This window comes from Vibrio sp. RE86, from assembly GCF_013114545.1.
Taxonomy (GTDB): Bacteria; Pseudomonadota; Gammaproteobacteria; order Enterobacterales; family Vibrionaceae; genus Vibrio.
Genome location: NZ_VTXI01000017.1, coordinates 25,142 through 48,568, shown reverse-complemented (window position 1 = coordinate 48,568; position 23,427 = coordinate 25,142). Strand labels below are relative to the sequence as shown.

Genomic DNA, 23,427 nt, shown 5'->3' with positions numbered 1-23,427 from the left:
TAATCAAACGTGCTTACTGATTACTCACACACATATTCAACAACATTTAAGCCAAAGCCGCCAAGCGCATGGTATTTTTTGCTTGCTGATGACAGTAGACGCATATCGTGAACGCCTAGATCTGCAAGAATTTGAGAGCCCACACCAACACGGCGTGAGGTGCCTTGCTTCTTCGCTAGGGTCGGCGCTTCGCCTTTATCTTGAGCTTCAAACATCTTCACTCGATGTACCAAAAGGTCCGTTGACTCTTCGTTACCCAGAATCACCAGAACGCCACCTTCACTGCCAATACGCTTCATCGCTGCATCTAGCGTCCAACTGCGTTCAGCATTACGGTTGCTGTGTAGTAGATCGGTAAAAGTATCTTGCAAGTGAACGCGAACTAGCGGTGCGTCAGTTTTGAGATCACCTTTGCATAGAGCATAGTGAATCTGGTTATCGATAACATCACGATAAGTGACCAGATTGAACTCTCCAAACTCGGTTGGTAGCTTACATTCAGCAACACGTTCGATGGTTGTTTCAGTGTTATTGCGGTACTCAATAAGATCTGCAATCGTGCCTAACTTGATGCCGTGTTTCTCAGCAAAAATTTCAAGATCTGGGCGACGTGCCATGGTGCCATCGTCATTTAGGATTTCAACAATTACGCCTGACGGTTCTAAACCAGCCAATCGAGCTAGGTCACAACCCGCTTCAGTATGACCAGCGCGCGTTAGAACACCACCTTCTTGCGCAGCTAGTGGGAAAATATGGCCTGGCTGAACTAAGTCAGCCGCTTTTGCCTCTTTTGCTACCGCCGCTTGCACCGTACGTGCACGGTCGGCTGCAGAGATACCCGTTGTTACGCCTTCTGCCGCTTCAATAGACACCGTAAAGTTGGTGGTGTACTGAGCATTATTGTCTTGCACCATCGGGGGTAATCCAAGACGTTCACAGCGCTCTTTTGTCATGGTCAAACAAATCAGGCCACGACCATGAGTCGCCATAAAGTTGATGGCTTCAGGAGTCACTAACTCTGCTGCCATGATCAGATCGCCTTCATTTTCGCGATCTTCATCATCCATAAGGACAACCATTTTCCCTTGGCGAATGTCTTCAATAATTTCTTCAGGCGTACTAATCGGCATCGTGCTATTCCTATCTTATGGCATCAGCGAAGTAAGGTTCGCTCTTAATTCAGCAGATTTCGGCTTATGCGAAACCGTTTTGTTGTAAAAATTCCATCGTAATGCGTGATTCAGGTTGCTGATCACGCTGAGTGTTGAGGAGTCGCTCCATATAACGAGCAAGCACATCAACTTCTAGGTTCACTTTTCGCCCGACATGGAAGTCGGCGATAGTCGTCTCTTCACCCGTGTGAGGAACAATCGTTAATTTGAATGCATTCTTACGAAGATCATTCACAGTTAGACTAATACCATCAACGGTAATCGAGCCTTTTTCCGCAACATATCGAGTGATCTCTTCTGGCATAGAGACCCAAAACTCTATGGCTCGTCCAACCATGTTTCGCTCAACTATCTCACCCACGCCATCGACATGACCCGACACAATGTGACCGCCAAAACGTGTCGTCGGCAACATGGCTTTTTCAAGGTTCACTTTGTCACCCGCTTGGTAATCAGCGAAGCCGGTTTTCTTTAAGGTCTCTAGCGATAGGTCAGCGGTGTAGCTCGACTCTGTAAAATCGACGACAGTCAGACAAACACCATTGGTCGCAATGCTGTCACCTAACTTTACGTCGGCCATATCCAGTTTGCCTACGTTCACCGTCACACTAATATCTTCGCCTTTTGGCGTAATCGCAGCCAAAGTGCCTACTGCTTCAACAATACCTGTAAACATAACTACACTTCTTTATTCTTTAATGTGGCAACGATACGTATATCCTTACCGACTTGTCGTACATCTTTAAACTCAAGATCGGTCGCGTCAGTCATCGACTCTAGCCCTAAAGCACCAAGTAAACCACGACCATCGCTCCCCATAATCTTAGGAGCTAAGTAAACAATTAGCTCATCGACCAAACCTTGTTTAAGAAGGCTGCTCGCTAACGTCGCTCCCGCTTCAACCCAAATGTGATTAACGCCATGAGTTTGAACCAAGGTTTTGAGCGTCGCTTCAAGATCGATCTGATTGCCATCATTAAGCTGCGGTTCAATATCTCCACCATCAGAGACGAGCAAACGTTCACCGTCAGTTTCAAACAGCTTAAGTTCTGGAGTAAGACGATTTTGTCTATCTAGAATTACACGTACTGGCTGTCTTAGTTCTGATTGCGGATAATGCGATTGAAGAGAATTTGGCAGATCGTCCCAGCGAACATTCAATGAAGCATTGTCTTCTATGACGGTTTGGCTAGTCGATAAGATAGCGCCGCTAAGGGCTCGATACTTTTGAACATCTTGACGAGCACAGGCAGACGTAATCCACTGACTCTCACCATTGGCTAACGCAGTTTGCCCGTCGAGGCTTGCCGCCATCTTTAACTGAACAAATGGCATTCCTGTTTTCATTGTCTTGATGAAAGCAGGGTTTAGAGCAAGTGCATCTTGTTCTAGCAACCCGATTTGGACTTCAATCCCCGCATCACGCAGCATTTTAATCCCACGACCTGCAACTTGAGGGTTCGGATCTACCATTGCACAAATGACTTTAGCAACTTTAGCTTTGATTAAGCCTTCAGCACATGGTGGTGTTCGCCCATAATGCGAACACGGCTCTAGTGTTACGTAGGCTGTCGCACCTACCGTTTTATTACCTGCTATACGCATTGCGTGAACTTCTGCATGAGGCTCACCAGCACGGTAGTGAAAGCCTTCACCGACAATCTCACCATTACGAGTAATGACACAGCCCACATTAGGGTTTGGGGCGGTGGTATAGATGCCGCCTTTAGCCAATTCAATGGCTCGCGACATCATTTGGTAATCTAGAGGAGTAAATAGGGACATGAGGTGTAACCGTTAATCTTCTAGTCGAGCGATCTCTTCGCCAAACTCACGAATATCTTCAAAGCTGCGGTACACCGAGGCGAAACGGATATAAGCGACTTTATCAAGCTCTTTTAGCTGATCCATAACAAGGTTACCAATCATCTCGCTTGGAACTTCTCGTTCACCCGTGGCACGAAGCTGAGACTTAATAAGGCTGATTGAAACATCAACGGCATCTGCACTGACTGGTCTTTTCTCTAAAGCACGTTGCAAGCCACCGACCATCTTATCTTCATTGAACGGCTCTCTATTGCCATTCGATTTGATCACTCTTGGCATAACCAGCTCAGCGGTTTCAAAAGTGGTGAATCGTTCACTACACGCTAAACACTGGCGACGACGACGGACTTGATGGCCATCAGCAACCAGACGAGAATCGATCACTTTGGTGTCGTTCTCAGAACAAAAAGGACAATGCATATCACCTCCATATAAGTGCCACACAGTGTAGCGGATTTGATTAAGACAAGAAAACAAAAGGGGCTAGATAGCCCCTTTTTCAAACAAAATCGTTCAGTTTTTGTTAACTGCGCGGCAAGTAGTTTGCTTTACCGACCCACTTGTAGCTTGTTAGCTCTTCAAGACCCATTGGACCACGTGCATGCAGCTTCTGAGTAGACACTGCCACTTCAGCGCCTAAACCAAACTGAGCGCCATCAGTAAAACGGGTTGATGCGTTAACATAAACGGCCGCAGAACCCACTGAGTTGATGAATAGCTCTGAGTTTTCAAGGCTGTTGGTCATGATGGCATCTGAGTGGCTCGCGTTATGAACACGCATGTGATCAACCGCTTCATTTACATCAGCTACCACTTTCACACCCAATGTGTAACTTAGCCACTCAGTATCAAAGTCACCCTCGCCCGCATCACGCACCTCATTCGCTTGCGCCAAGAACTCTTTAGCGTTTGGAGCTGCAACGAATGCCACTTTGTCACTGAGTCGCTGAGCCAGCATAGGTAAAAACTCTGCCGCGACCTTTTCATGGACTAACAGAGTATCTAGAGAGTTACATGCTGATGGACGTTGCACCTTCGAGTTCTCAACCACATCCAGTGACTTAGCGAGGTCTGCACTTTCGTCAACAAAGATATGACTGATACCAAATCCACCAATAATCACTGGAATAGTACTGTTCTCTTTACACATCTTATGCAGACCAGCACCACCACGAGGGATGATCATGTCCACATACTCATCGAGCTTAAGTAGCTGAGATACTAGCTCACGATCTGGCTTTTCAATGTATTGAACTGACGCTGCTGGTAAACCCGCTTTTGACAGTGCCGATTGGATCACTTTCACCAACTCCATGTTGGAGAAAAAGGTCTCTTTACCACCACGTAGGATGCTCGCATTACCCGTTTTTAGACAAAGAGCTGCAATGTCGATCGTCACATTTGGACGAGCTTCGTAAATAACTCCCACCACACCGAGTGGCACGCGGCGACGAGACAGAGACATACCATTTTCAAGCACTTTACTGTCCAGTTCACTGCCCACAGGATCGTTTAGGCTAATAACGTTACGTACATCATTTGCGATGCCAGTTAAGCGTTCTGTGTTTAATAGCAAACGGTCAAGTAGTGCCTCTGTTAAGCCAGCTTCACGGCCTTTTTCAATATCTTTCGCATTCGCCGCAAGAATCACTTCTGCGTTTGCTTCTAGCTCATCAGCGATAATCGCGAGTGCTTGGTTTTTTTGTGCTGTCGATGCTGTTGCCAGCTGGAATGCCGCCTCTTTGGCAGCGATTCCCATAGAAATCAATTCCACTTTTCTTTCCTTACTCTTGGATTACGACCATGTCATCACGATGCAGAACTTCACTGCCGTAGTCATAACCTAAAATATCAATAATATCTTTACTGTGTTTGCCAACGATTTTTGCCATATCTTGACTAGAGTAACTTGCAATACCACGCGCAACGAGCTGACCATTTTGAGCCGTCACACGAACAACATCACCACGTGCAAACTCGCCACTGACACTGGTCACGCCTTTGGCTAATAGGCTACTTCCTTTACCAATCACAGCATTGACAGCACCGTCATCAATAACGATATCGCCAGATGCAGCAGGGCCAGCAAGAATCCAACGTTTACGGTTTTCTAGTGCCTCTTCACACGGTAAAAAGCGAGTGCCTTGTGGCTGTTCGCCTAAAGAGTCAAACACGACATTGGGTGCACTGCCCGCTGCGATGATAACTTCAATACCCGCTCGGCGAGCAATATCGGCAGCTTGCAGTTTTGTCGCCATGCCGCCAGTACCTAGAGTGGTGCCGCTGCCACCTGCGATTTTACGCAAAGTGTCGTCGATGGTTTTTACTTCTTTGATCAACTCAGCATTTGGGTCTTTACGAGGATCGGCAGTAAATAGACCTTTCTGATCCGTCAGCAGCAAAAGCTTGTCAGCGCCACATAAGATCCCAACCAATGCAGACAGGTTATCGTTATCACCTACTTTGATCTCACTCGTTGCAACGGCATCGTTCTCGTTCACTACGGGAATAATGTCGTTTTCAACAAGTGCATTAATGGTATCTCGGGCATTTAAGAATCGTTCACGATCTTCGAGATCAGCGCGTGTTAAAAGCATCTGACCAATTTTCAGACCATAGATAGCAAACAGCGATTCCCATGTTTGAATCAATTGACTTTGACCAACTGCGGCCAAAAGTTGTTTGCTTGCCATAGAGTTGGGCAGTGCGGGGTAACCTAGGTGTTCACGGCCAGCCGCAATTGCGCCTGACGAAACCATAACCACTGAGTGGCCTTGTTTTTTAAGTTCTGCACATTGACGTACTAGCTCAACCATATGAGCGCGATCTAACGCCAACGTACCACCAGTTAAAACACTAGTACCTAGTTTAACCACCACAGTTTGAGACTGTGTGGTATTTCCGCTTTCTTGAGTCATTGCCTTTCTACTATGAAGTGAATACAAACCTTCACAACCCTGCTCGCTATTGATAAATGAGCAAAATTGATTAGACCTGATGTTTTAGCAATCAAATAGAAAATTCACAAGTAGAAAAGGCGCTGAAGAGCGCCTTTTTAATCGTTAGGAACAAAAGCTATAAGAATTTAGACGAATTCGACAGATTCTTTATGAATCTCGACCGAAATTTCAAACTCGCTTTGTAAAGTATCTAGCAGTTTTTGGTGGAAGACTTCTTGAGTTTTCGTGACATCTTGCACCGCTTTCTTAGGCAGCGCCTTGTCTTGCCACTCACCAGTAACATCGTAAAGACCAGAACGATAACGTGCTTCAAACACATCACCGCGCTTTTCAAGTTCTAACCACCATCCCCAAAACTCACGTTGTTCAGGAGACTTCTTATCATTCACACACACCGATAGGCAGTCAAAAAGATAAGAACCATCTTCACTTTGTGATTCACGTAGGTATGGGCCAATAGCCCTAAGAGTTGTTAGCAAGCGATAATGTGTCGGACTTTTCGTCTGTTCAGACATAATGAATCTCCATATTCATTTACTTTTTTGTTATACGCACTACGGACTAAATAGATTGGGTAGCGCATTACTTAAGTGTTGTCTAAATTAGTTGAAAAGTCATCTAATTAACTCGTCCTCCAACCACTTTATCGCCAAATCGAGGGATTGCTCATACCCTTGTGTAATTGTTTTAGAGCTGATTTTCTTCGCTTTACCATAGTCACTGTAAACTGCGACTAATTGATTATCACTAAAGGGAGAAACTGGATCATTCTCTAAACTCATTGCAAGAATTGGAACGCGCGTTTTTCGACTTGCCAAGATGCCTTGAACCTTCAATGACCACGCCATAAGTTGCCCAGACAAACTATGAATATCAACTGGGCTTTTTCCTAAACGTGAGGCCAATACATCGAGGTACATCTTGGGCATTTTCTTTAGCTTTTCTGGCGATGAGAGCACATCATGAATCGGCGCACCCAGAGAGACACACGCTTTAATCTTCTCTTGTTCGATAAATGACAACCGTACCATCGCATTGCCACCAAAGCGGAAACCGATCAGCCCAACACGGTGATGGTCAACGTAAGGAATATGGTATAGCTCGTTCAGTACTGCTTGGTGTAAAACCGAGGTATCTTCCGTCAGGTTCCAATGAGTATTGTGACCAATTGACGGCATGTCGACGGTCAACATTGCGATGTTTTTCTTCGCCAGATGGTCACGGAACAATCCCCACATATCCGTTTGAAGGCTGTCTAAACCCGCACTTACTATGACGACTGGTTGAGGTTTGTCGGTGCTCGTAAGGTGCAGATGCGCAACAATCGTCTTCTTCTGATAGGGAACTTCGATGCGCTTCACAATGTACTTAGTCTTATTGGCTGCTTCAATGTAAGCATTACTCGCTAACACTTGAGCTTGTATCGCTAAGTTGTCGTTTTTGATGTGAGGATAACCCGCAATACTAAAGCACAAAGAAGCATTAAACATCTCATCGGCTGCTTCTTCACCTTTCAGTGTCGCTGAGCGCTTTTGATGAAGCATGCCTAACTTAGTCCATTCATATGTCCAGTTACCACTGTGGTAACCCATGACAGTATCAAGCCATTGGTCGTTAGTACGCGAATGCTTAGAAGCCGCTATTTTGGCAAGCACCGCTTCAATCTCTATTGGATCAAGACCTTGCCATGACCACTGCATACGACGCAGGTTGCGATACCATTTGTGCCCCTCTTTCTTCTGCTTTTCATCAAGAAAGGTTTCACTGGTCGGCATATAACGCGTTAAACCAGAAGTTTCCTTTGCTTGTTTATGATTGGCAAATAACGTTTCAGAAAGGTTCTTGCTGACTTCCTCAGACATGGAAAAGACCTAAGTTAAATTCGTTTTCTAAATAGTAATAAAAAAAATGACCCAATAAAGGGTCATTTATCAAGAAACCGACGGTATTTTACCGAAATGATTACTTCTGCTTGCGATTTACTGGCTCAATGTACTGAAGCGCCATATCCCAAGGCTGCTCAATCCAAGTATCTTGAGCGATATCTAGTACGTAATCGTCCAGTAGCTCAACACCAGCAGGTTTAGCACATACCGCGATAATTTTTGCTTTAGGGTACATTTCACGAAGTTTACGTGCCGTGTCACCACTGTCTACTAGGTCTTCAACAATTAGGAAGCCTTCGCCGTCACCTTCTGGTGCTTTAACAACGGTCATATCACGCTGGTGATCATGATCGTAGCTAGAGATACATACTGTATCAACGTGGCGAATACCTAGCTCACGAGCCAGAATAGCGCCAGGAACCAGACCACCACGGCTTACAGCCCAAATGCCTTTCCACTGCTCTGCTGGCATTTGTTTCTCTGCCAATTCACGACAAAGAGTGTGCATTTGGTCCCAAGTGATAACGAATTTTTTAGCCATTGTAATAACCTAATAATTTAAAAATCTGCATCCCCACAAAACGTCAAAACGGCCTTATGGCCAGTCGTCACGATTGCAACAGGCAAGTTCGGGGAAAAGCTACGCAAACGTTTATTCTACCGAATGCGGCGCATAATACCAATGAAGAGTTCATACCCTAGACAAAAATAATCGCCATAGTGGAGAAAACCACTATGGCGATGTCTAACACTTCTAACGTGAATTCACCAAGTTGATAATTAAGCGACTAGATATTTGAAGATAAACACTGCCGACAGTACCCATACACTAATAGAGACTTCACGACCTTTACCACTTAGCAGTTTAATTGCCGCGTAAGAGATAAAGCCAAGTGCGATACCTTCAGCAATTGAGTAAGTCAGTGGCATTAGAAGACAGGTCACAACAACAGGTGCTGCTTCTGTTAGATCACGCCAATCAACGCTCACTAGGCCAGACATCATCAGAATCGCAACATAGAATAGTGCGCCCGCTGTAGCGTAAGCTGGAATCATGCCTGCTAGCGGTGAGAAGAATAGCGCAAGTAGGAATAGTACGCCGACAACAACCGCTGTTAGACCAGTACGACCACCAGCAGCAACACCGGCTGTAGATTCAACGTAAGACGTTGTGCTTGAAGTACCTAGAACCGCACCAACAGACGTTGCTGTTGAGTCAGCAAGAAGGGCTTTACTTAGGCGAGGAAGCTTGCCGTCTTCTTTAATTAGGTCAGCTTTCTGAGCAACACCAACAAGCGTGCCCGCTGTATCGAATAGGTCAACAAATAGGAAAGCAAACACAACTGAAATCATACCCACTTCGAATACGTCGGCGATGTTCATTTCCATTAGTGTTGGTGCGATGCTTGGTGGCGCAGACATAATACCGCCCCACTGTACATCACCAAGAATCAAACCAATGGCAGTGATCACTAGAATAGAGATCATCACACCACCACGAACACCACGGTAAACCAACGCGATAGTTAGGAAGAAACCAAGAGCAGCAAGTGCTTGTTGAATACCGGTAATGTTGCCAAGACCAACTAGAGTTGCTGGGTTATCAACAACAATACCTGAGTTTTGCAGGCCAATGAATGCTAGGAAAAGACCGATACCTGCTGAGATACCAGTACGTAGAGACATTGGGATCGAGTTGATGATCCACTCACGTACTTTAAATACGCTCAATGCCATAAAGATAAGACCCGATACGAACACCGCACCCAGTGCTACCTGCCAAGAGTGGCCCATGCCTAGAACAACGCCATAGGTAAAGAAGGCGTTTAAACCCATACCAGGAGCAAGTGCAATTGGGTAATTAGCCACAAAGCCCATGATAAAACAGCCGATAGCAGCAGCAAGACAAGTAGCAACAAAGACCGCGCCTTTGTCCATACCAGCATCCGCTAGCATCGCTGGGTTTACAAAAATAATGTAAGCCATGGTTAGGAAGGTAGTAATACCTGCGATGACCTCAGTTTTAACGTTAGTGCCGTTTTCGCTGAGTTTGAATAGTTTTTCGAACATAATCGAATCCTAAAAGGTAAAAAGTAAACGGTTGCGTAATCGATTGGCGGCGATTATAAAGTCTACAAATCGTAAATTCCAGATAGAATTATCACTCTAATCAACATTTCTAATTGTAAATCATCAATTCAAACGATTACATTCCAGACCTATTTATATAAAACCTTTATATTTCAATAGATAAAAATATTTTCGTTCATTAATTAAAAAAGATGATTTTTTGTACCATGTTGCAAACTTTCAAAGCGTTTTCTCACGGCTTTAACCATTTCTTTATGAGTTTATGCGAATAATATTCAACGAAGCATGAGAGAGCAGAGAAAGTATTGAGGCAGGAAGGAAAAAGATAAGTTTTCTGCAGATAAAAAAACGCCACTCAATTTGAGTGGCGGTTGAATCATGTCAGCCCAAAAGTCGACTGTAATAAAATTCCAATAATAGGGGTTGAACAAAACTGTTCGAGAGTCACAAACTTCGGATTAGTAACCGAAGCTTGTTGGGTAAGTAAAGCTGCCTGTGTAAACAGAGCTGTTTAGCCAGAACGCTGCACTTGGTAAACCTTTCATAACATCACCTTCTAAATCAATTTAAACAAATAAAACATATTGATTTCTCGGTTCCTTGGAGGCGATAACTCGGACTCATCCTTTGAGCATTTTCTTCTTCGCTTTGAAGTTGGTCACCAATATACCTCATAGAAATTTAATTACAACAATTAAAGTGATTAAAATCACAAAAACTTCATAAAATGACCCACATCAATTTATTTTCGTAATTAAATTACAAAAATATCACTCCTTAACTCGTTAAAATTACAAAAAGTAAGAATCTAGGTGCGTAATCGTTTTCGTATCAATATTGTGAGAATATGAGAACACGTAGACAAATCCGAACGGCTTTGACTACAACCCGATGTCTGGGGATGCTATGCTGTGCCCCTCTATCCAATAGGTCAGATTCAGCTTTTTGTTCTGCTTACATTCACTAATTGCATAACAAGATCTGGCATTATTCTTTTTAAGGAGTCATCCGTGTCTGAATTCCATTCTGAAATCAGTAACTTATCACCTGCACCACTTTGGCAGTTTTTCGATAAGATCTGTTCTATTCCTCACCCGTCAAAGCATGAAGAAGCCCTAGCGCAATACATTGTAGATTGGGCTAAAGAGCAAGGTTTAGATGTACGCCGCGATCCTACTGGCAACGTATTCATCAAAAAGCCTGCAACAGCAGGGATGGAAAACAAGAAAGGCGTTGTTCTTCAAGCACACATCGATATGGTGCCGCAGAAAAATGAAGACACCGATCATGACTTCACTAAAGATCCTATCCAACCGTACATCGATGGCGAATGGGTAACAGCAAAAGGCACAACGCTAGGCGCTGACAACGGTATGGGCATGGCTTCATGTCTAGCGGTACTTGCTTCAACTGACATTAAACATGGTCCGATTGAAGTTCTACTTACTGTAGATGAAGAAGCAGGCATGACAGGGGCATTTGGTCTTGAAGCGGGTTGGTTGGAAGGCGAAATCCTTTTAAACACAGACTCAGAGCAAGAAGGCGAAGTGTACATGGGTTGTGCGGGCGGTATCGACGGTCAAATGACATTCGACATCAAACGTGAAGCGATCCCAGCTGGCTACGTTACTCGTCAGCTTGTTCTAAAAGGTCTTAAAGGCGGTCACTCAGGTTGTGATATCCACACTGGCCGTGGCAACGCAAACAAACTGGTTGCACGCTTCTTAGCTGGTCACGCACAAGAGCTTGATCTTCGCCTAGTTGAATTCCGCGGTGGCAGTCTTCGCAACGCAATTCCTCGTGAAGCGTTTGTAACCGTTGCGGTTCCTGCAGAAAACGAAGCAAAACTGGCACAGCTGTTTGAGTTCTACACTAACCTACTAAAAACGGAACTAGGTAAAGTAGAAACCGATATCGTTTCTTTCAACGAATCAATCGACACTGACGCTCAAGTTCTGGTTATTGCTGACCAACAGCGTTTCATTGCAGCGCTAAACGCTTGTCCAAATGGCGTGATCCGCATGAGCGATGAAATCGAAGGCGTGGTAGAGACATCTCTAAACGTTGGTGTTATCACAACTGAAGAGAGCCAAATTCAAGTGCTTTGCCTTGTTCGCTCACTTATCGACTCTGGCCGTCAACAGGTTGAAGGCATGCTAGCTTCAGTTGCAGAGTTGGCAGGTGCGGGCATTGAGTTCTCTGGTGCTTACCCTGGCTGGAAGCCAGATGCTGACTCAGAAATCATGGCTATCTTCCGTGATATGTACGAAGGCATCTACGGTCACAAACCAAACATCATGGTAATTCACGCGGGTCTTGAGTGTGGTCTATTCAAAGAACCTTACCCGAATATGGACATGGTTTCTTTCGGCCCAACCATCAAGTTCCCTCACTCTCCAGACGAGAAAGTGAAGATTGATACCGTTGCCCTATTCTGGGATCAAATGGTCGCTCTATTAGAATCGATCCCAGAAAAAGCGTAATCTGGACAAGATCTAAAAAGCCGAGTCATAGAGGACTCGGCTTTTTTATTTCTACTCGTATTACGCTTTTGAGGCAGCGAGTTCTTGAAGTTGGTCTAGGGTTGTTTCTCCGACCAGTTCACCATCAATGAAGTACTGGATGTTTTCATCCGTCTTCACACCACGCAGAATGGATTTATCGCCATTGCTGTAAGTAATATCGATTTCGAAGGTGTCATCGTTAATACGCTTCATTTCACCCTGTTCGAATGAACGATACATAGAAATTGGTGCAATTGGCGCTTCTTTCAAAGAGTCATCGAGATCATCATTGATATCTAACATAGTATCTGTCTTGGTATCAAAGATGTGAGGAGAGCCATTAATTGGGTTTTTACCAGTCCAAAACTCCAACGAGTTAAAGATAATGTAGTCTGCTGCTGTTGTAATCGCATATACCGGAGCCAGAAGAAAGTTCACTCCTGCACGCGCGTATCGGTTATCAACTACTTCAACGTTAAACTGCATCAGCTTGCCTGTTACAGCCATACTACCTACACAGCCCGTCATACTCGCGACTACAGCTGCAATTGCCACCGCTTTCACAATCGTTTTTTTCATAAGTCCCTCTATTTACTGACGATAGTCATCTTTATAAAGATAGGTCAGTTTTCGAGTTGCATATAAATTTATGAGCAACAAGGATACATAAGCACCACATTTGGGCTTTTTATTCCAATTAACGATTCTCACCCAGTGAAAATACTCGATAAAAAATCCTTGTCGTTACGGTGATTTTTTTTCGTTAGTCACACCATACTCAGGTTGCTACAGTCGCCCTCCTTGAAGCGCCTTTGGGTACATTCTTACCCTCTTCAAGCACAAGACTCGGCACAATTCGACCGTGTTATGTTGGGGATGCTCACTTCACTCGAGCGTCTTAAATACTCTCTAAAATTATGTTACTGCGATGAAAGAAAAACTATTAGTCGGTTGGCGAGAAACTCTTAGCCTGCCAGGTTTGGGTATTAAAGAAATTAACGCAAAAATTGATACCGGAGCCAGGACGTCTTGCTTACACGCATTCAAAGTAGAGAGCTTTAAAAAGGACGAAGCTCTGTGGGTCCGCTTTTGGATTCACCCAAAACAACATGACACGGATTTCGAAACAGTATGTGAAGCTAAAGTTATTGATGAGCGCATCGTGCGCGACTCAGGTGGTCATGAAGAATCACGTTACGTTATCGAGTCAGAATTAAGCATTGGCGGAAAGAGTTGGCCAATCGAAATTACATTAACTAATCGCGAAAACATGGCTTTTCGTATGTTATTAGGTCGCACTGCAATGCACGATCGCATCATTGTCGACCCTGTTGAATCGTTTTTAGTCCCTTTCGAGGAAAGCAAATAATGAAAATTGGTATTCTGTCTCGCAATGCGAACCTGTACTCAACTAAGCGTCTGATTGAAGCAGCGGAAAGCCGCGGTCATGAAGTAAAAGTGATCGATGCGCTTCGTTGTTACATGAATATCAATTCAGACAAACCAGAGATCCACTTCAAAGGTGAAGAGCTATCTGGCTTTGATGCGATTGTTCCTCGAATCGGTGCTTCAGTGACTTTTTATGGCACAGCGGTTCTTCGCCAATTTGAAATGATGGGGGTTTACCCAGTCAACGAATCTGTGGCAATTACACGTTCACGCGACAAGCTTCGCTCAATGCAGTTACTGTCACGTAAAGGCATCGGTATGCCAATCACAGGTTTTGCAAGCAAGCCAGATGATGTGAAAGATCTACTTGAGATGGTTGGCGGCGCACCAGTAGTAATTAAACTGCTAGAAGGCACTCAAGGTATCGGTGTTGTTCTTGCTGAGACACGTAAAGCGGCAGAAAGCGTTGTGGAAGCGTTCATGGGCTTGAAAGCAAACATCATGGTGCAAGAGTACATCAAAGAAGCGGGCGGTGCTGATATTCGCTGCTTCGTGATTGGTGACAAAGTAATTGCTGCAATGAAACGCCAAGGTGCAGATGGTGAATTCCGTTCCAACCTACACCGTGGTGGTAGTGCATCTTTAATTAAGATCACTCCTGAAGAGCGCCGCACTGCTGTCGCTGCTGCGAAAATAATGGGTCTAAATGTGGCTGGGGTGGATCTACTACGATCAGACCGTGGTCCATTGGTCATGGAAGTAAACTCATCTCCAGGTCTTGAAGGTATTGAGGCCGCAACTGGTAAAGACATTGCTGGAATGATTGTCGAATTTATAGAGAAAAATGCGGCAAGTAAAAGGACTAAAACTCGTGGCAAAGGCTAAAAAGAATAGCGCATTTGAATTTCTCGGCGAGTCTATCTCGCCGGGAGAGCGTAAGGTTATTGAGTTAGAAGCTGCCAAGCTTTATACCCATTCACCTTTATCGATTCCTGTTGAGATCATCAATGGTAAGCAAGCTGGACCTGTACTTATGGTCAACGCTGCGATCCACGGCGATGAACTCAACGGCGTTGAAATCGTACGCCAACTGATCAATACCATTGACGCAGATAAGCTCAAAGGTACAGTCATTGCCGTGCCTATCGTCAACGTATTTGGTTTCATTCATAAATCACGCTATCTACCAGATAGACGTGATATGAACCGCTGCTTCCCGGGCAGTGAAAAAGGCTCGCTTGCGTCACGTATGGCGAACACTTTCTTCTCTCAGGTTGCTAAGCGTTGTGATTACATTCTGGATTTACACACTGGAGCGATTCATCGCACCAATCTGCCACAAATTCGTGCAGATTTAAGCAATCCAGAGACACTTCGTATTGCTCAAGCGTTCGCTACGCCAGTGATAGTCGATGCTCCACTCCGTGATGGTTCTCTGCGTAGCGAGGCTGAACGCTTGGGCATTCCAGTTCTGACTTATGAAGCGGGCGAAGCACTGCGCTTTGAGCCAATTTGTATCAGTGCAGGCTTCATTGGCGTTCAGCGCGTGATGCAAGCCATTGGTATGTTGCGCTCAAGCCGTAAAAAGCTGCCAACACCAGTGATTGCAAAGTCTACCAGTTGGTTGCGTGCTGAAAGCGATGGCATTTTACGTACTGTGGTGACGTTGGGCGAGAAAGTTGAGAAAGACCAAGTGTTGGCTTACATCAGTGCGCCTCTTGGTCACAGCGAGATTGAGCTTACTGCTCGCAAAGGCGGTATTGTTATCGGTCAACAGACACTACCTTTGGTAAACGAAGGTGACGCTATCTTCCACCTTGCCTACTTCGAGCAAGATGATGAAGAAGTTGAACAAGTGGTAGAAGAGTTCATTGAAGAGGTCACAGACCTTGACGTGGATCCTCTAACAACGGGTCAAATCAACACCCCTGCTCAGTAAACTGACGCTGTTAAAAACGAAAAGCCCGCATATCACTATGCGGGCTTTTTATTGTCTTTCGTTTTCTATTCATCAAATTGGCTATTAACCAAATGATGCCCAAATTACGGTAGCCACAAGAATTGGGCAGACGAATTTCACGTAGGCAGGCCAGAGTTTTCCAAACCAACCTTGGGTAAACTCAGGGCAACCCTGTTCAAGTTCTTTAATTTTAGAGTGACGATTCCAAACCCATCCACCAAATAGACAGAACAGTAGTGCGGCTGCTGGCTGTAAGTACTGAGTCGCGACCATTGCCACTAAGCCAAATAACTCGCCAAAGTTATAAACAATCACCACACTGACTAGAGCAATCAATCCACCCAACACCCAACTTGTTAAAGAGCGTTTAGTGTTGAAGCGCTCACTCACAAGTGCCACAGGGCATTCCAACATAGAGATCGATGAGGTCAGCGCGGCAATGGTCAGTAATAGAAAGAACACAATTGAAAACAGCTGACCAAGCAGACCTAAACTGTCAAACATCAAAGGCAGGACAGTGAATACTAAGGTGTCTGAACTTAGTAATGAGCCATCTTCCGCATAAATTTGTACACCTTTTTGCATGGCGACAAACATGGCAGGCATCACTACAAGGCCAGCAATGAAAGCGACTGCAGTATCCACCAGCGTGACATTCATCGCCATCTTTGGCAGGTTCTCTTTTTTGCTCAGGTAAGAACCATAGATGAGCATCGAACAACCACCAATGGTCAGTGAGAAGAACCCTTGTCCCATCGCTGCGAGTATCAATTGACGATCCATCACCTTACTAAAATCAGGAATCAAATAGTGCTTCAATCCTTCAATTGCGCCCGTTTGCGTCATGATATAAACAAACAGCAAACCAAATAGAATAAACAGCGCTGGCATCAGTCGTGTCGACCACTTTTCGATCCCCTGCTTCACTCCACCTTGAACAATAAGAATGGTAAGAACATAGAAAGTAATGGTACCAAAGAGGTTGCGCTCTACGCTGAAGCCCTTAAACCACGCCGTCGCCGCTTCTAAACCGAACAAGTCACTAATAGCACCGAGTAGAAAGCAGATTAACCAGCCTCCGACAATGCTATAGAAAGCCAAGACCGCACTTGGCACACTTAGGCCAATCCAGCCGACCAAAGCTCCAAACTGTTTGCCTATCGCACTGTTTGTTAGTGAGCGCATACTATCGACTGGGTTAGCTTGACCATAACGGCCAATCGCCATCTCGACAACCAGCATTGGAAAGGCGACGACCAGAATCATCACCAGATAAACCAATAAGAAAGCGCCACCACCATTACTAGCAGCTTGAGTTGGGAATCCCCAAATATTCCCAAGGCCTACTGCCGCTCCTGCTGCAGCTAGGATAAAACCGAGACGCGAGCCGAAATGCTCACGAGATTGAGATGTGTCTACTTGCGCCATATTACCAAAATGCACCAATGAACTAGTTGACTAGTACAATAATCAAAAACTCTAACCTTATCAATTTATTTAGAGTTATATATCAGATAAATAATCAAAAACCAGTCACAAGGAATGATTTTAAGGCGTTAAGTCTAATATTTCGCCACCAGAACACCATTACGGCCATTGTCTTTTGCAGCATAGAGTGCTTTGTCAGCAATGAGGAGTATCTCTTGTTGATGTTGCAGTGTTTTATTGGCGCAATCAGCAACCCCAACCGAAATGGTGATAACCGGAGCAATCGGAGAATGATTGTGTGAAATGGCCATTTTTTCGATAGCCAGCCGTAATGCTTCCCCTTCAGAGTAAGCGTCAATCTGACCATTTGAAGTCAACAAGATACAGAATTCTTCTCCACCAAAACGGGCAACAAATTTATCGCATTGAGTCTCAGCCATTTCCAGCTGTTGGGCGACTTTGCGTAAAACAAAATCTCCTTCGAGGTGGCCATAATGGTCATTGAATCTCTTAAAGTAATCGATATCAATCAACACCATACAGGCGTAACCATGATCCTCTTTCGCTAACATTTTTTGCCAATATTGTTGCAAACTACGACGATTGCCAACAGTTGTGAGCGTATCATGACGCGAAATCCACTCTAGCTCTTGTTGCTTCTCATCAAGTTGGGTATAAACCTCATTGATACGACAGATAAAGTCTCTCATCTCATACGAAATGAACTGTTCTTGCTCATTGACCATAAGCTCGCCCTGACCTAACGAGTTCAGTGCATTTCGAGCACGCTTTATTGGCCTAACCATCAAATGAGCCACCGCTAAATTGAACGCGAACATAAAGCCAGCGAACGCGAATAACGCAGAAAGTTCTCCCCAGGTAATGAAATGAGGAAGTTTAATCGAATGCTGAATTCGCACTCTTACTGTGGACTGGTTTTGGTAGTCCAATTTTTCCAGTTCAGTGACGTTCGGTACGGGAAGGCGATGCTTTGCTTCTCCATCGTCTGCGATCAGAACCTCTACATCCAGGCCTGTAGCCTGTTTCAAGTTACGGATAAAATCTGAACCTATCGGCTTAATGAACATCATAAAACCGCGATCGCAGTCGTGCCCTTCACTGTTACAGACACGACTCGTCGCCAACATTGTCGGCTTATTATTAAGTACCAGAAACTTAACGTGAGGCGTGATGAAATCAGTACGAGATTTGAGAGCGTCGACGAGAAGCGGGCCAAACTTGTAGCGAATTTCTGTAAACGGCAACTCTTTTTTGAAGATGTAATCATAGTGACGTCCCCACATGAGGCTCACCTTCTCATCAAAAATAAAGACACCGCTTAACTGCTTAGATTGAAATGTATGATCATTGAGGCTATCGGAAAGAAAATCAGTATCTCCCCCTTCAATAAAGTCACTCACGTCATCCCAGGCCGCGTAGTCAACAAGCGCCCTCGCAAGCTCTGATTTCTGGATATCAAGGACGGTTTTAACACGATTGACCTCTTCCTGCTGATGAGCAAGAGCTTGCTCGACTTCCGAGTCGTAGGTCCAAAAGTATCGAAAAGTGAGATAACAGAAAACAAATAAACTCGCCATCATTAATGACGCGAGAACAGTAAGCTGCTTAATAGATAGCTGGAAGATATGCATGAAACAACCGTACGTCATATTCGAGAGCGTGAATTAAATCGAATAGTCACCTGGTTGTCTATAAAAAGAGCACCAACGGTGCTCTTAAATGTGATTTAACGCTTTGATTAAACAGTAATGTATCACTGTTAGATGGTAAAGATTTGGTAATCTTTAAGCTCTGGGATCTTCTTATGCAGATCTTGCTCTTGTTCCGCCATTTGATCTAACGAGTCACAGAAAGCTTCGCTCTGCTTTTGAACATCCACCGAGTGCTCTTGTAATCGCTCTGCAATACGCTCTTTTAACTCACTCATCGAGTTCGCCATTTCAGTGAGGTTTAAGCCGCCTTCAGCTTTCATCTTCTCAGACATTGCATTAAATGCACTGCTAATAAATTCTTCACTAAACAAAGCTTTTGCTTTCTCGAAGTCTTCTGCCCAAGAGTCACCGAAAGAAGCGAAACTGTCTGCGGGAAGAATGAGATCTCCGTCTTTGTAATAACGCGCTTCAATATCAGCGTAAAACTGCTGCATCGCCTGCTTTACGTCATCAAAAGCCCCTGGCGTGTCGAAGCTTTCGGCCACATCATCAATAATATCATTGGCTAATGCTAGGCCCTCTTGAGTCATCTGTTGAGCACGAGGCAGGTAATCATTTAGGCTTTCTCGATAGGCTTCGATTGCTTGTATTTGATCGCTATCGAGCTCGATGCGCTCACCATGAATCATCAGGTTGTTGTCACCATCGACTACCGCTGCATCACCATTTGTGTGAAGAATTTCAATACGCTCACCGTCAAGGTGAATTTCATTCTTTAAGTCAACGTTGCACTGAGCAGCATAAACTTGGCTTGAAATCAGAATCGGTAATGTCAGTAATATTTTCTTCATGAGTCATCCACATTATGGGTTTAGCGACACCATACCAGAAACCTTGCTCATCTGTTAATCGATGTTTTCGATCTCATAACTGTGTTCTGAATCACCAACATGGTAAATCACTTCATCCCCTATCTGTTTTGCCTTCAACGCTCGCCCTAGCGGTGAATCAAACGTTACTAACATGATGCTTTGCTCGTCGTAGTCCACTTTCAGGCCACCTGCGCAAGGTGAAACAAAAAACTGTTTGCGCTTATCATCAAGATCAAGCAAAGAGACCAAGCTTCCAAGTACCACACTCTCAGGTTCATTAGGCATATAAAGTTCCGTCAGCTGCCTAATCTCTTGCTCGCACTCCTGTACACGCACCGCTTGCCCATGAGCAAGATACGACGCCTCAAGCGCTAAGGTATCGTATTTATGTTCTGGGACTGTCTCTTCATCGGTTGCAGACTCCATCGCACGCTGCGCTGAACTGATAGCAACCGAGAGTTTATGCTGCAGTTGCGCCAGAATTACTTGGCGTAGTTCCAACTTATTCATACTAAAATCGTGTTCCATAATCGGGATTACCTTTAGAATACCTCTCAATAGAAGGCAAGAGTAGCGGAAACCACAGATATGCAGAGTTCACCCCACGCGGCACAAATAGAACAAACACTAATATCGACCTTTGGTTTTGACCAGTTGAGAGGCGGTCAGCAACAGGTCATCGATACTGTGCTAAGCAACCGCTCATGTGCAGCAATCTTTCCTACTGGTTCAGGGAAGTCTCTTTGTTACCAATTGCCTGCACTCTGTTTGCCTCACTTAACTATTGTCGTCTCGCCACTATTGGCACTGATGAAAGATCAATTGGCTTTTCTACATGAACGAGGCATCGCAGCAGCTTCCATTGATTCGACCCAAAGCCGAGAGCAGACACAAGCGACCATGAATCGCATCCGACAAGGAGAACTGAAGATCCTGATGATCTCTGTCGAGCGTTTGAAAAATGAACGCTTTCGTCAGTTTATCAGTCAGGTGCCTATCTCATTACTGGTCGTCGATGAAGCGCACTGTATCTCCGAATGGGGTCATAATTTCCGTCCTGACTATCTCAAACTGCCTCAATATTTAAACGAATTGAATATCCCTCAAGCGCTGTTATTGACCGCGACTGCGACCACCTCTGTTGTCGAAGATATGCAGCGTAAATTCGCTATTGAGCCCAACGATATTGTTGTTACAGGCTTCTATCGCTCCAATCTGGATATTTCTATACTTCCCTGTGAAGACAGCGAAAAGGGTGACAAGCTACTTGAAGTACTTCGCCCAGAGCCTAATGCGCCCACCGTTGTCTATGTCACCCTGCAAAACAGTGCTGAAAGCGTCGCTGAGTTACTGCGTAGCAGCGGCCACAACGCCATGGCCTATCATGCAGGGCTTGCGAGTGACGTACGAGAAACCATCCAGAATCAATTTATGGCAGGGGATGTCGATTGTATTGTGGCAACCATTGCCTTCGGTATGGGTGTAGACAAGTCGAACATTCGCCGAGTTATTCACTTCGACCTTCCTAAGTCGGTTGAAAACTACGCTCAGGAGATTGGTCGTGCAGGTCGAGATGGTCAACGCTCGCAATGTATCTTACTAGGCAATCAAAATGGCATCAGCACACTCGAAAACTTCATCTTTGGTGATACACCTGAACTTCAAGATATTAAACATGTTTTAGAGCAAGCCGAACGAAGCTCACCCCAATGGGAGATAGTTCTCTCTCGATTAGCCAACGAGTGCAATATTCGTCAGCTACCGCTAAAGACATTGCTTGTTTACATGGAAATGGCTGGCCTGATTGAAGCCAAATACAGCTACTTTGCCGACTACCGATTTAAGTTCATCAAAGATAAAGAGTTCATTGTTAATCAGTTTGATCCGGTAAGGCGTCAGTTTGTTCAGGCTCTATTTGACTGCTCAACCAAAGCAAAGGTGTGGTGCCAAGTTGACTTTGATGCCCTTTGGCAGCACTTCCAAGGGGAAAGACAGCGTGCCGTCGCAGCACTGGACTATTTCCATGAAAAGGGGTGGGTCGAACTTGAAAGTAAACTGATGACCGAAGTGTATCAAGTGAAGCCATTTAGCAAAACGACTCATCAGTATGCTGAAGAGCTATGGCAACTTTTCTGCACTAAAGAGAAAAGTGACGTGGCAAGAATCGATTATCTCCTCAATTTCTTTCAATCGTCACAATGCTTAAGCCATGAGTTAGCCAGTTACTTTGGTGACAATGCCGCTCCTAACGAATGTGGCCACTGCTCGGTATGCCATGGGCAAGTCGCTCAGTTGCCAAAACCTCAATCACCAGTACTAACTGAACTCCCGATTTTAGATTGGCTTAACGAACTTGAGACCAAAGCGGGTGAACAGCTCTCCACAACACTACAAGCTAAGTTCCTTTGTGGCATCGCAACACCGAAGTTTACTCGTCTAAAAGCCCGTTCCTTAGTTGGCTTTGGGCGATTGGAATCCGTCCCTTTTAGTGATGTCATTGAATGGATAAACCAGACCAACATTGATTAGAAAAAACTCAGCTGTTTGGTTTGCTCTTCAGGCTTGAGCATCACGCTCAAGCCTAATAGGCGAATTTCTCTCCCATCTTGCCTTTTAAGGATGTCTCGTAGCAGCTGCTTAAAGTAATCAAGGTCAAGTTCAGGGTGAATATGTTCAATCGTCGTCAGCTGAAAGTCGGCAAACTTGAGTTTGATTCCCTGCTTAATGATCGCTTTTTCTGGCGATGCTTTTTCTAAACGTTTTTCTAATTCAGGATAAAGCTTCTCTTCGATCACTCGCCAACATTCATCGTAGGAAGAGATGTTTTCACTAAACGTACGCTCGACACCCACCGACTTCCGTTCACGCTCAACCACGACTTCGCGGTTATCGATGCCGTGGCTCTTTTTCCATAATGAAGCGCCCATTCGACCGAACTTAGTTAGCAGATCTCGATAGTCACTATTTTTAATGTCTTGGCAAAGATAAAAACCCGCTTGATGTAACTTCTCTAAGCTGACCTTCCCCACCCCAGGGATCCTTTCCAGTGGTAACTTATCAACCTCTTCCTGCACTCTCTCTGGTGGAATAACATATTGCCCGTTGGGCTTATTCAGATCGGAAGCAACCTTGGCTAAAAACTTCACCGGAGCAACACCAGCAGACGCCGTTAGTTGCAGTTCTTGCCAAATTTCTCTGCGTATCGCTTCAGCAATCAATGTGGCTGAACCGTGATGCTGAGTACAGTTTGTGACATCTAAATAAGCTTCATCTAACGAGAGGGGTTCTATTAAGTCGGTATAGCGAGCGAATATCGCCCTGATCTTTTGTGAAACGTCTTTGTAAACTTGCATTCGACCGGGAACGACTAATAGCTTGGGGCAAAGCTGCAAAGCACGTGACGTCGGCATCGCACTACGTACGCCAAACTTTCTTGCCTCATAGTTACACGTACTGAGGACACCTCGCTGCTTCTCATGACCACCAACGGCAAGCGGACGGTTTCGGTAAGATGGGTTATCACGCATCTCTACCGCCGCATAAAAACAGTCCATGTCTACATGTATGATTTTTCTTACTTTATCGCCAGACACGCTGCACCAAAAAACAAAACTGTATGAATAAACAGTATAATTCATCCATACACTTTCTAAAAGTGAGGGATT

The 23,427-nt window shown here is 44.8% G+C and carries 21 protein-coding genes; 5 read left to right on the top strand and 16 right to left on the bottom strand.

Annotation, left to right across the window (positions count from 1 at the left end):
- Positions 1 to 20 precede the first annotated feature (20 nt).
- The 10 genes from ribBA to F0231_RS15580 all read right to left on the bottom strand — a co-directional run bounded on the left by ribBA (position 21) and on the right by F0231_RS15580 (position 9,915).
- Positions 21 to 1,130: a bifunctional 3,4-dihydroxy-2-butanone-4-phosphate synthase/GTP cyclohydrolase II gene (gene ribBA / locus F0231_RS15625; RefSeq protein WP_171760633.1), complete on the bottom strand. Its 1,110-nt coding sequence runs from the start codon at positions 1,128 to 1,130 to the stop codon at positions 21 to 23.
- 64 nt (positions 1,131 to 1,194) lie between these two features.
- The gene (locus F0231_RS15620; RefSeq protein ID WP_171760632.1) at positions 1,195 to 1,848 is read right to left on the bottom strand and encodes a riboflavin synthase; all 654 of its coding nucleotides are present in this window, start codon (positions 1,846 to 1,848) and stop codon (positions 1,195 to 1,197) included.
- 2 nt (positions 1,849 to 1,850) lie between these two features.
- Positions 1,851 to 2,957, bottom strand: coding sequence for a bifunctional diaminohydroxyphosphoribosylaminopyrimidine deaminase/5-amino-6-(5-phosphoribosylamino)uracil reductase RibD (ribD, locus tag F0231_RS15615; RefSeq protein WP_171760631.1), 1,107 nt, complete (start codon positions 2,955 to 2,957; stop codon positions 1,851 to 1,853).
- A gap of 12 nt (positions 2,958 to 2,969) precedes the next feature.
- A complete protein-coding gene (gene nrdR, locus F0231_RS15610) occupies positions 2,970 to 3,419 on the bottom strand; it encodes a transcriptional regulator NrdR (RefSeq protein ID WP_038139576.1) in 450 nt (149 codons plus the stop codon).
- A gap of 103 nt (positions 3,420 to 3,522) precedes the next feature.
- Positions 3,523 to 4,773: a glutamate-5-semialdehyde dehydrogenase gene (locus F0231_RS15605; RefSeq protein ID WP_171760630.1), complete on the bottom strand. Its 1,251-nt coding sequence runs from the start codon at positions 4,771 to 4,773 to the stop codon at positions 3,523 to 3,525.
- 10 nt (positions 4,774 to 4,783) lie between these two features.
- Positions 4,784 to 5,917 (bottom strand): glutamate 5-kinase, encoded by a 1,134-nt coding sequence (gene proB / locus F0231_RS15600; RefSeq protein ID WP_171760629.1) that lies wholly within the window; start codon positions 5,915 to 5,917, stop codon positions 4,784 to 4,786.
- A gap of 167 nt (positions 5,918 to 6,084) precedes the next feature.
- Positions 6,085 to 6,474, bottom strand: a complete 390-nt coding sequence (crl, locus tag F0231_RS15595; RefSeq protein WP_171760628.1) for a sigma factor-binding protein Crl — start codon at positions 6,472 to 6,474, stop codon at positions 6,085 to 6,087.
- 99 nt (positions 6,475 to 6,573) lie between these two features.
- Entirely contained in the window at positions 6,574 to 7,821 is a 1,248-nt protein-coding gene (gene frsA, locus F0231_RS15590; protein ID WP_171760627.1) for an esterase FrsA, read from the bottom strand.
- 100 nt (positions 7,822 to 7,921) lie between these two features.
- On the bottom strand, positions 7,922 to 8,386 hold the full coding sequence (gene tet(34), locus F0231_RS15585; protein ID WP_171760626.1) for an oxytetracycline resistance phosphoribosyltransferase domain-containing protein Tet(34): 465 nt from the start codon (positions 8,384 to 8,386) through the stop codon (positions 7,922 to 7,924).
- 239 nt (positions 8,387 to 8,625) lie between these two features.
- On the bottom strand, positions 8,626 to 9,915 hold the full coding sequence (locus tag F0231_RS15580; protein ID WP_171760625.1) for an NCS2 family permease: 1,290 nt from the start codon (positions 9,913 to 9,915) through the stop codon (positions 8,626 to 8,628).
- A gap of 1,031 nt (positions 9,916 to 10,946) precedes the next feature.
- On the opposite strand from F0231_RS15580, the gene F0231_RS15575 reads away from it, so the two are divergent.
- Entirely contained in the window at positions 10,947 to 12,419 is a 1,473-nt protein-coding gene (locus F0231_RS15575) for a beta-Ala-His dipeptidase (RefSeq protein WP_171760624.1), read from the top strand.
- Positions 12,420 to 12,479: 60 nt separating this feature from the next.
- Here F0231_RS15575 and F0231_RS15570 read toward each other — a convergent pair whose 3' ends face one another.
- Positions 12,480 to 13,019, bottom strand: a complete 540-nt coding sequence (locus F0231_RS15570) for a DUF3332 family protein (protein ID WP_171760623.1) — start codon at positions 13,017 to 13,019, stop codon at positions 12,480 to 12,482.
- 349 nt (positions 13,020 to 13,368) lie between these two features.
- On the opposite strand from F0231_RS15570, the gene F0231_RS15565 reads away from it, so the two are divergent.
- The 3 genes from F0231_RS15565 to F0231_RS15555 are packed head-to-tail and all read left to right on the top strand — an operon-like array spanning position 13,369 to position 15,768.
- Positions 13,369 to 13,809 (top strand): ATP-dependent zinc protease, encoded by a 441-nt coding sequence (locus tag F0231_RS15565; protein WP_171760622.1) that lies wholly within the window; start codon positions 13,369 to 13,371, stop codon positions 13,807 to 13,809.
- Entirely contained in the window at positions 13,809 to 14,714 is a 906-nt protein-coding gene (rimK, locus tag F0231_RS15560) for a 30S ribosomal protein S6--L-glutamate ligase (RefSeq protein WP_171760621.1), read from the top strand. The genes F0231_RS15565 and rimK overlap by 1 nt, the downstream gene beginning before the upstream one ends.
- Positions 14,674 to 15,768: a succinylglutamate desuccinylase/aspartoacylase family protein gene (locus F0231_RS15555; RefSeq protein WP_171760620.1), complete on the top strand. Its 1,095-nt coding sequence runs from the start codon at positions 14,674 to 14,676 to the stop codon at positions 15,766 to 15,768. The genes rimK and F0231_RS15555 overlap by 41 nt, the downstream gene beginning before the upstream one ends.
- A gap of 84 nt (positions 15,769 to 15,852) precedes the next feature.
- On the opposite strand, the gene F0231_RS15550 is transcribed toward F0231_RS15555, so the two are convergent.
- The 4 genes from F0231_RS15550 to F0231_RS15535 form a co-directional block, all read right to left on the bottom strand.
- Positions 15,853 to 17,217, bottom strand: a complete 1,365-nt coding sequence (locus tag F0231_RS15550; RefSeq protein ID WP_171760619.1) for a sodium-dependent transporter — start codon at positions 17,215 to 17,217, stop codon at positions 15,853 to 15,855.
- 134 nt (positions 17,218 to 17,351) lie between these two features.
- Positions 17,352 to 18,869, bottom strand: coding sequence for a diguanylate cyclase (locus F0231_RS15545; RefSeq protein WP_253825815.1), 1,518 nt, complete (start codon positions 18,867 to 18,869; stop codon positions 17,352 to 17,354).
- Between the two features lie 128 nt (positions 18,870 to 18,997).
- Positions 18,998 to 19,741, bottom strand: a complete 744-nt coding sequence (locus F0231_RS15540; protein WP_171760618.1) for a YggN family protein — start codon at positions 19,739 to 19,741, stop codon at positions 18,998 to 19,000.
- A gap of 54 nt (positions 19,742 to 19,795) precedes the next feature.
- Positions 19,796 to 20,272, bottom strand: a complete 477-nt coding sequence (locus tag F0231_RS15535; RefSeq protein WP_171760617.1) for a GreA/GreB family elongation factor — start codon at positions 20,270 to 20,272, stop codon at positions 19,796 to 19,798.
- 78 nt (positions 20,273 to 20,350) lie between these two features.
- Between F0231_RS15535 and F0231_RS15530 the strand changes: the two genes are divergently transcribed.
- Positions 20,351 to 22,291 (top strand): ATP-dependent DNA helicase RecQ, encoded by a 1,941-nt coding sequence (locus tag F0231_RS15530; RefSeq protein ID WP_171760616.1) that lies wholly within the window; start codon positions 20,351 to 20,353, stop codon positions 22,289 to 22,291.
- Here the strand turns inward: F0231_RS15530 and dinB are convergent.
- Positions 22,288 to 23,400, bottom strand: coding sequence for a DNA polymerase IV (gene dinB / locus F0231_RS15525; protein ID WP_171760615.1), 1,113 nt, complete (start codon positions 23,398 to 23,400; stop codon positions 22,288 to 22,290). The genes F0231_RS15530 and dinB overlap by 4 nt on opposite strands.
- Between the last annotated feature and the right edge of the window lie 27 nt (positions 23,401 to 23,427).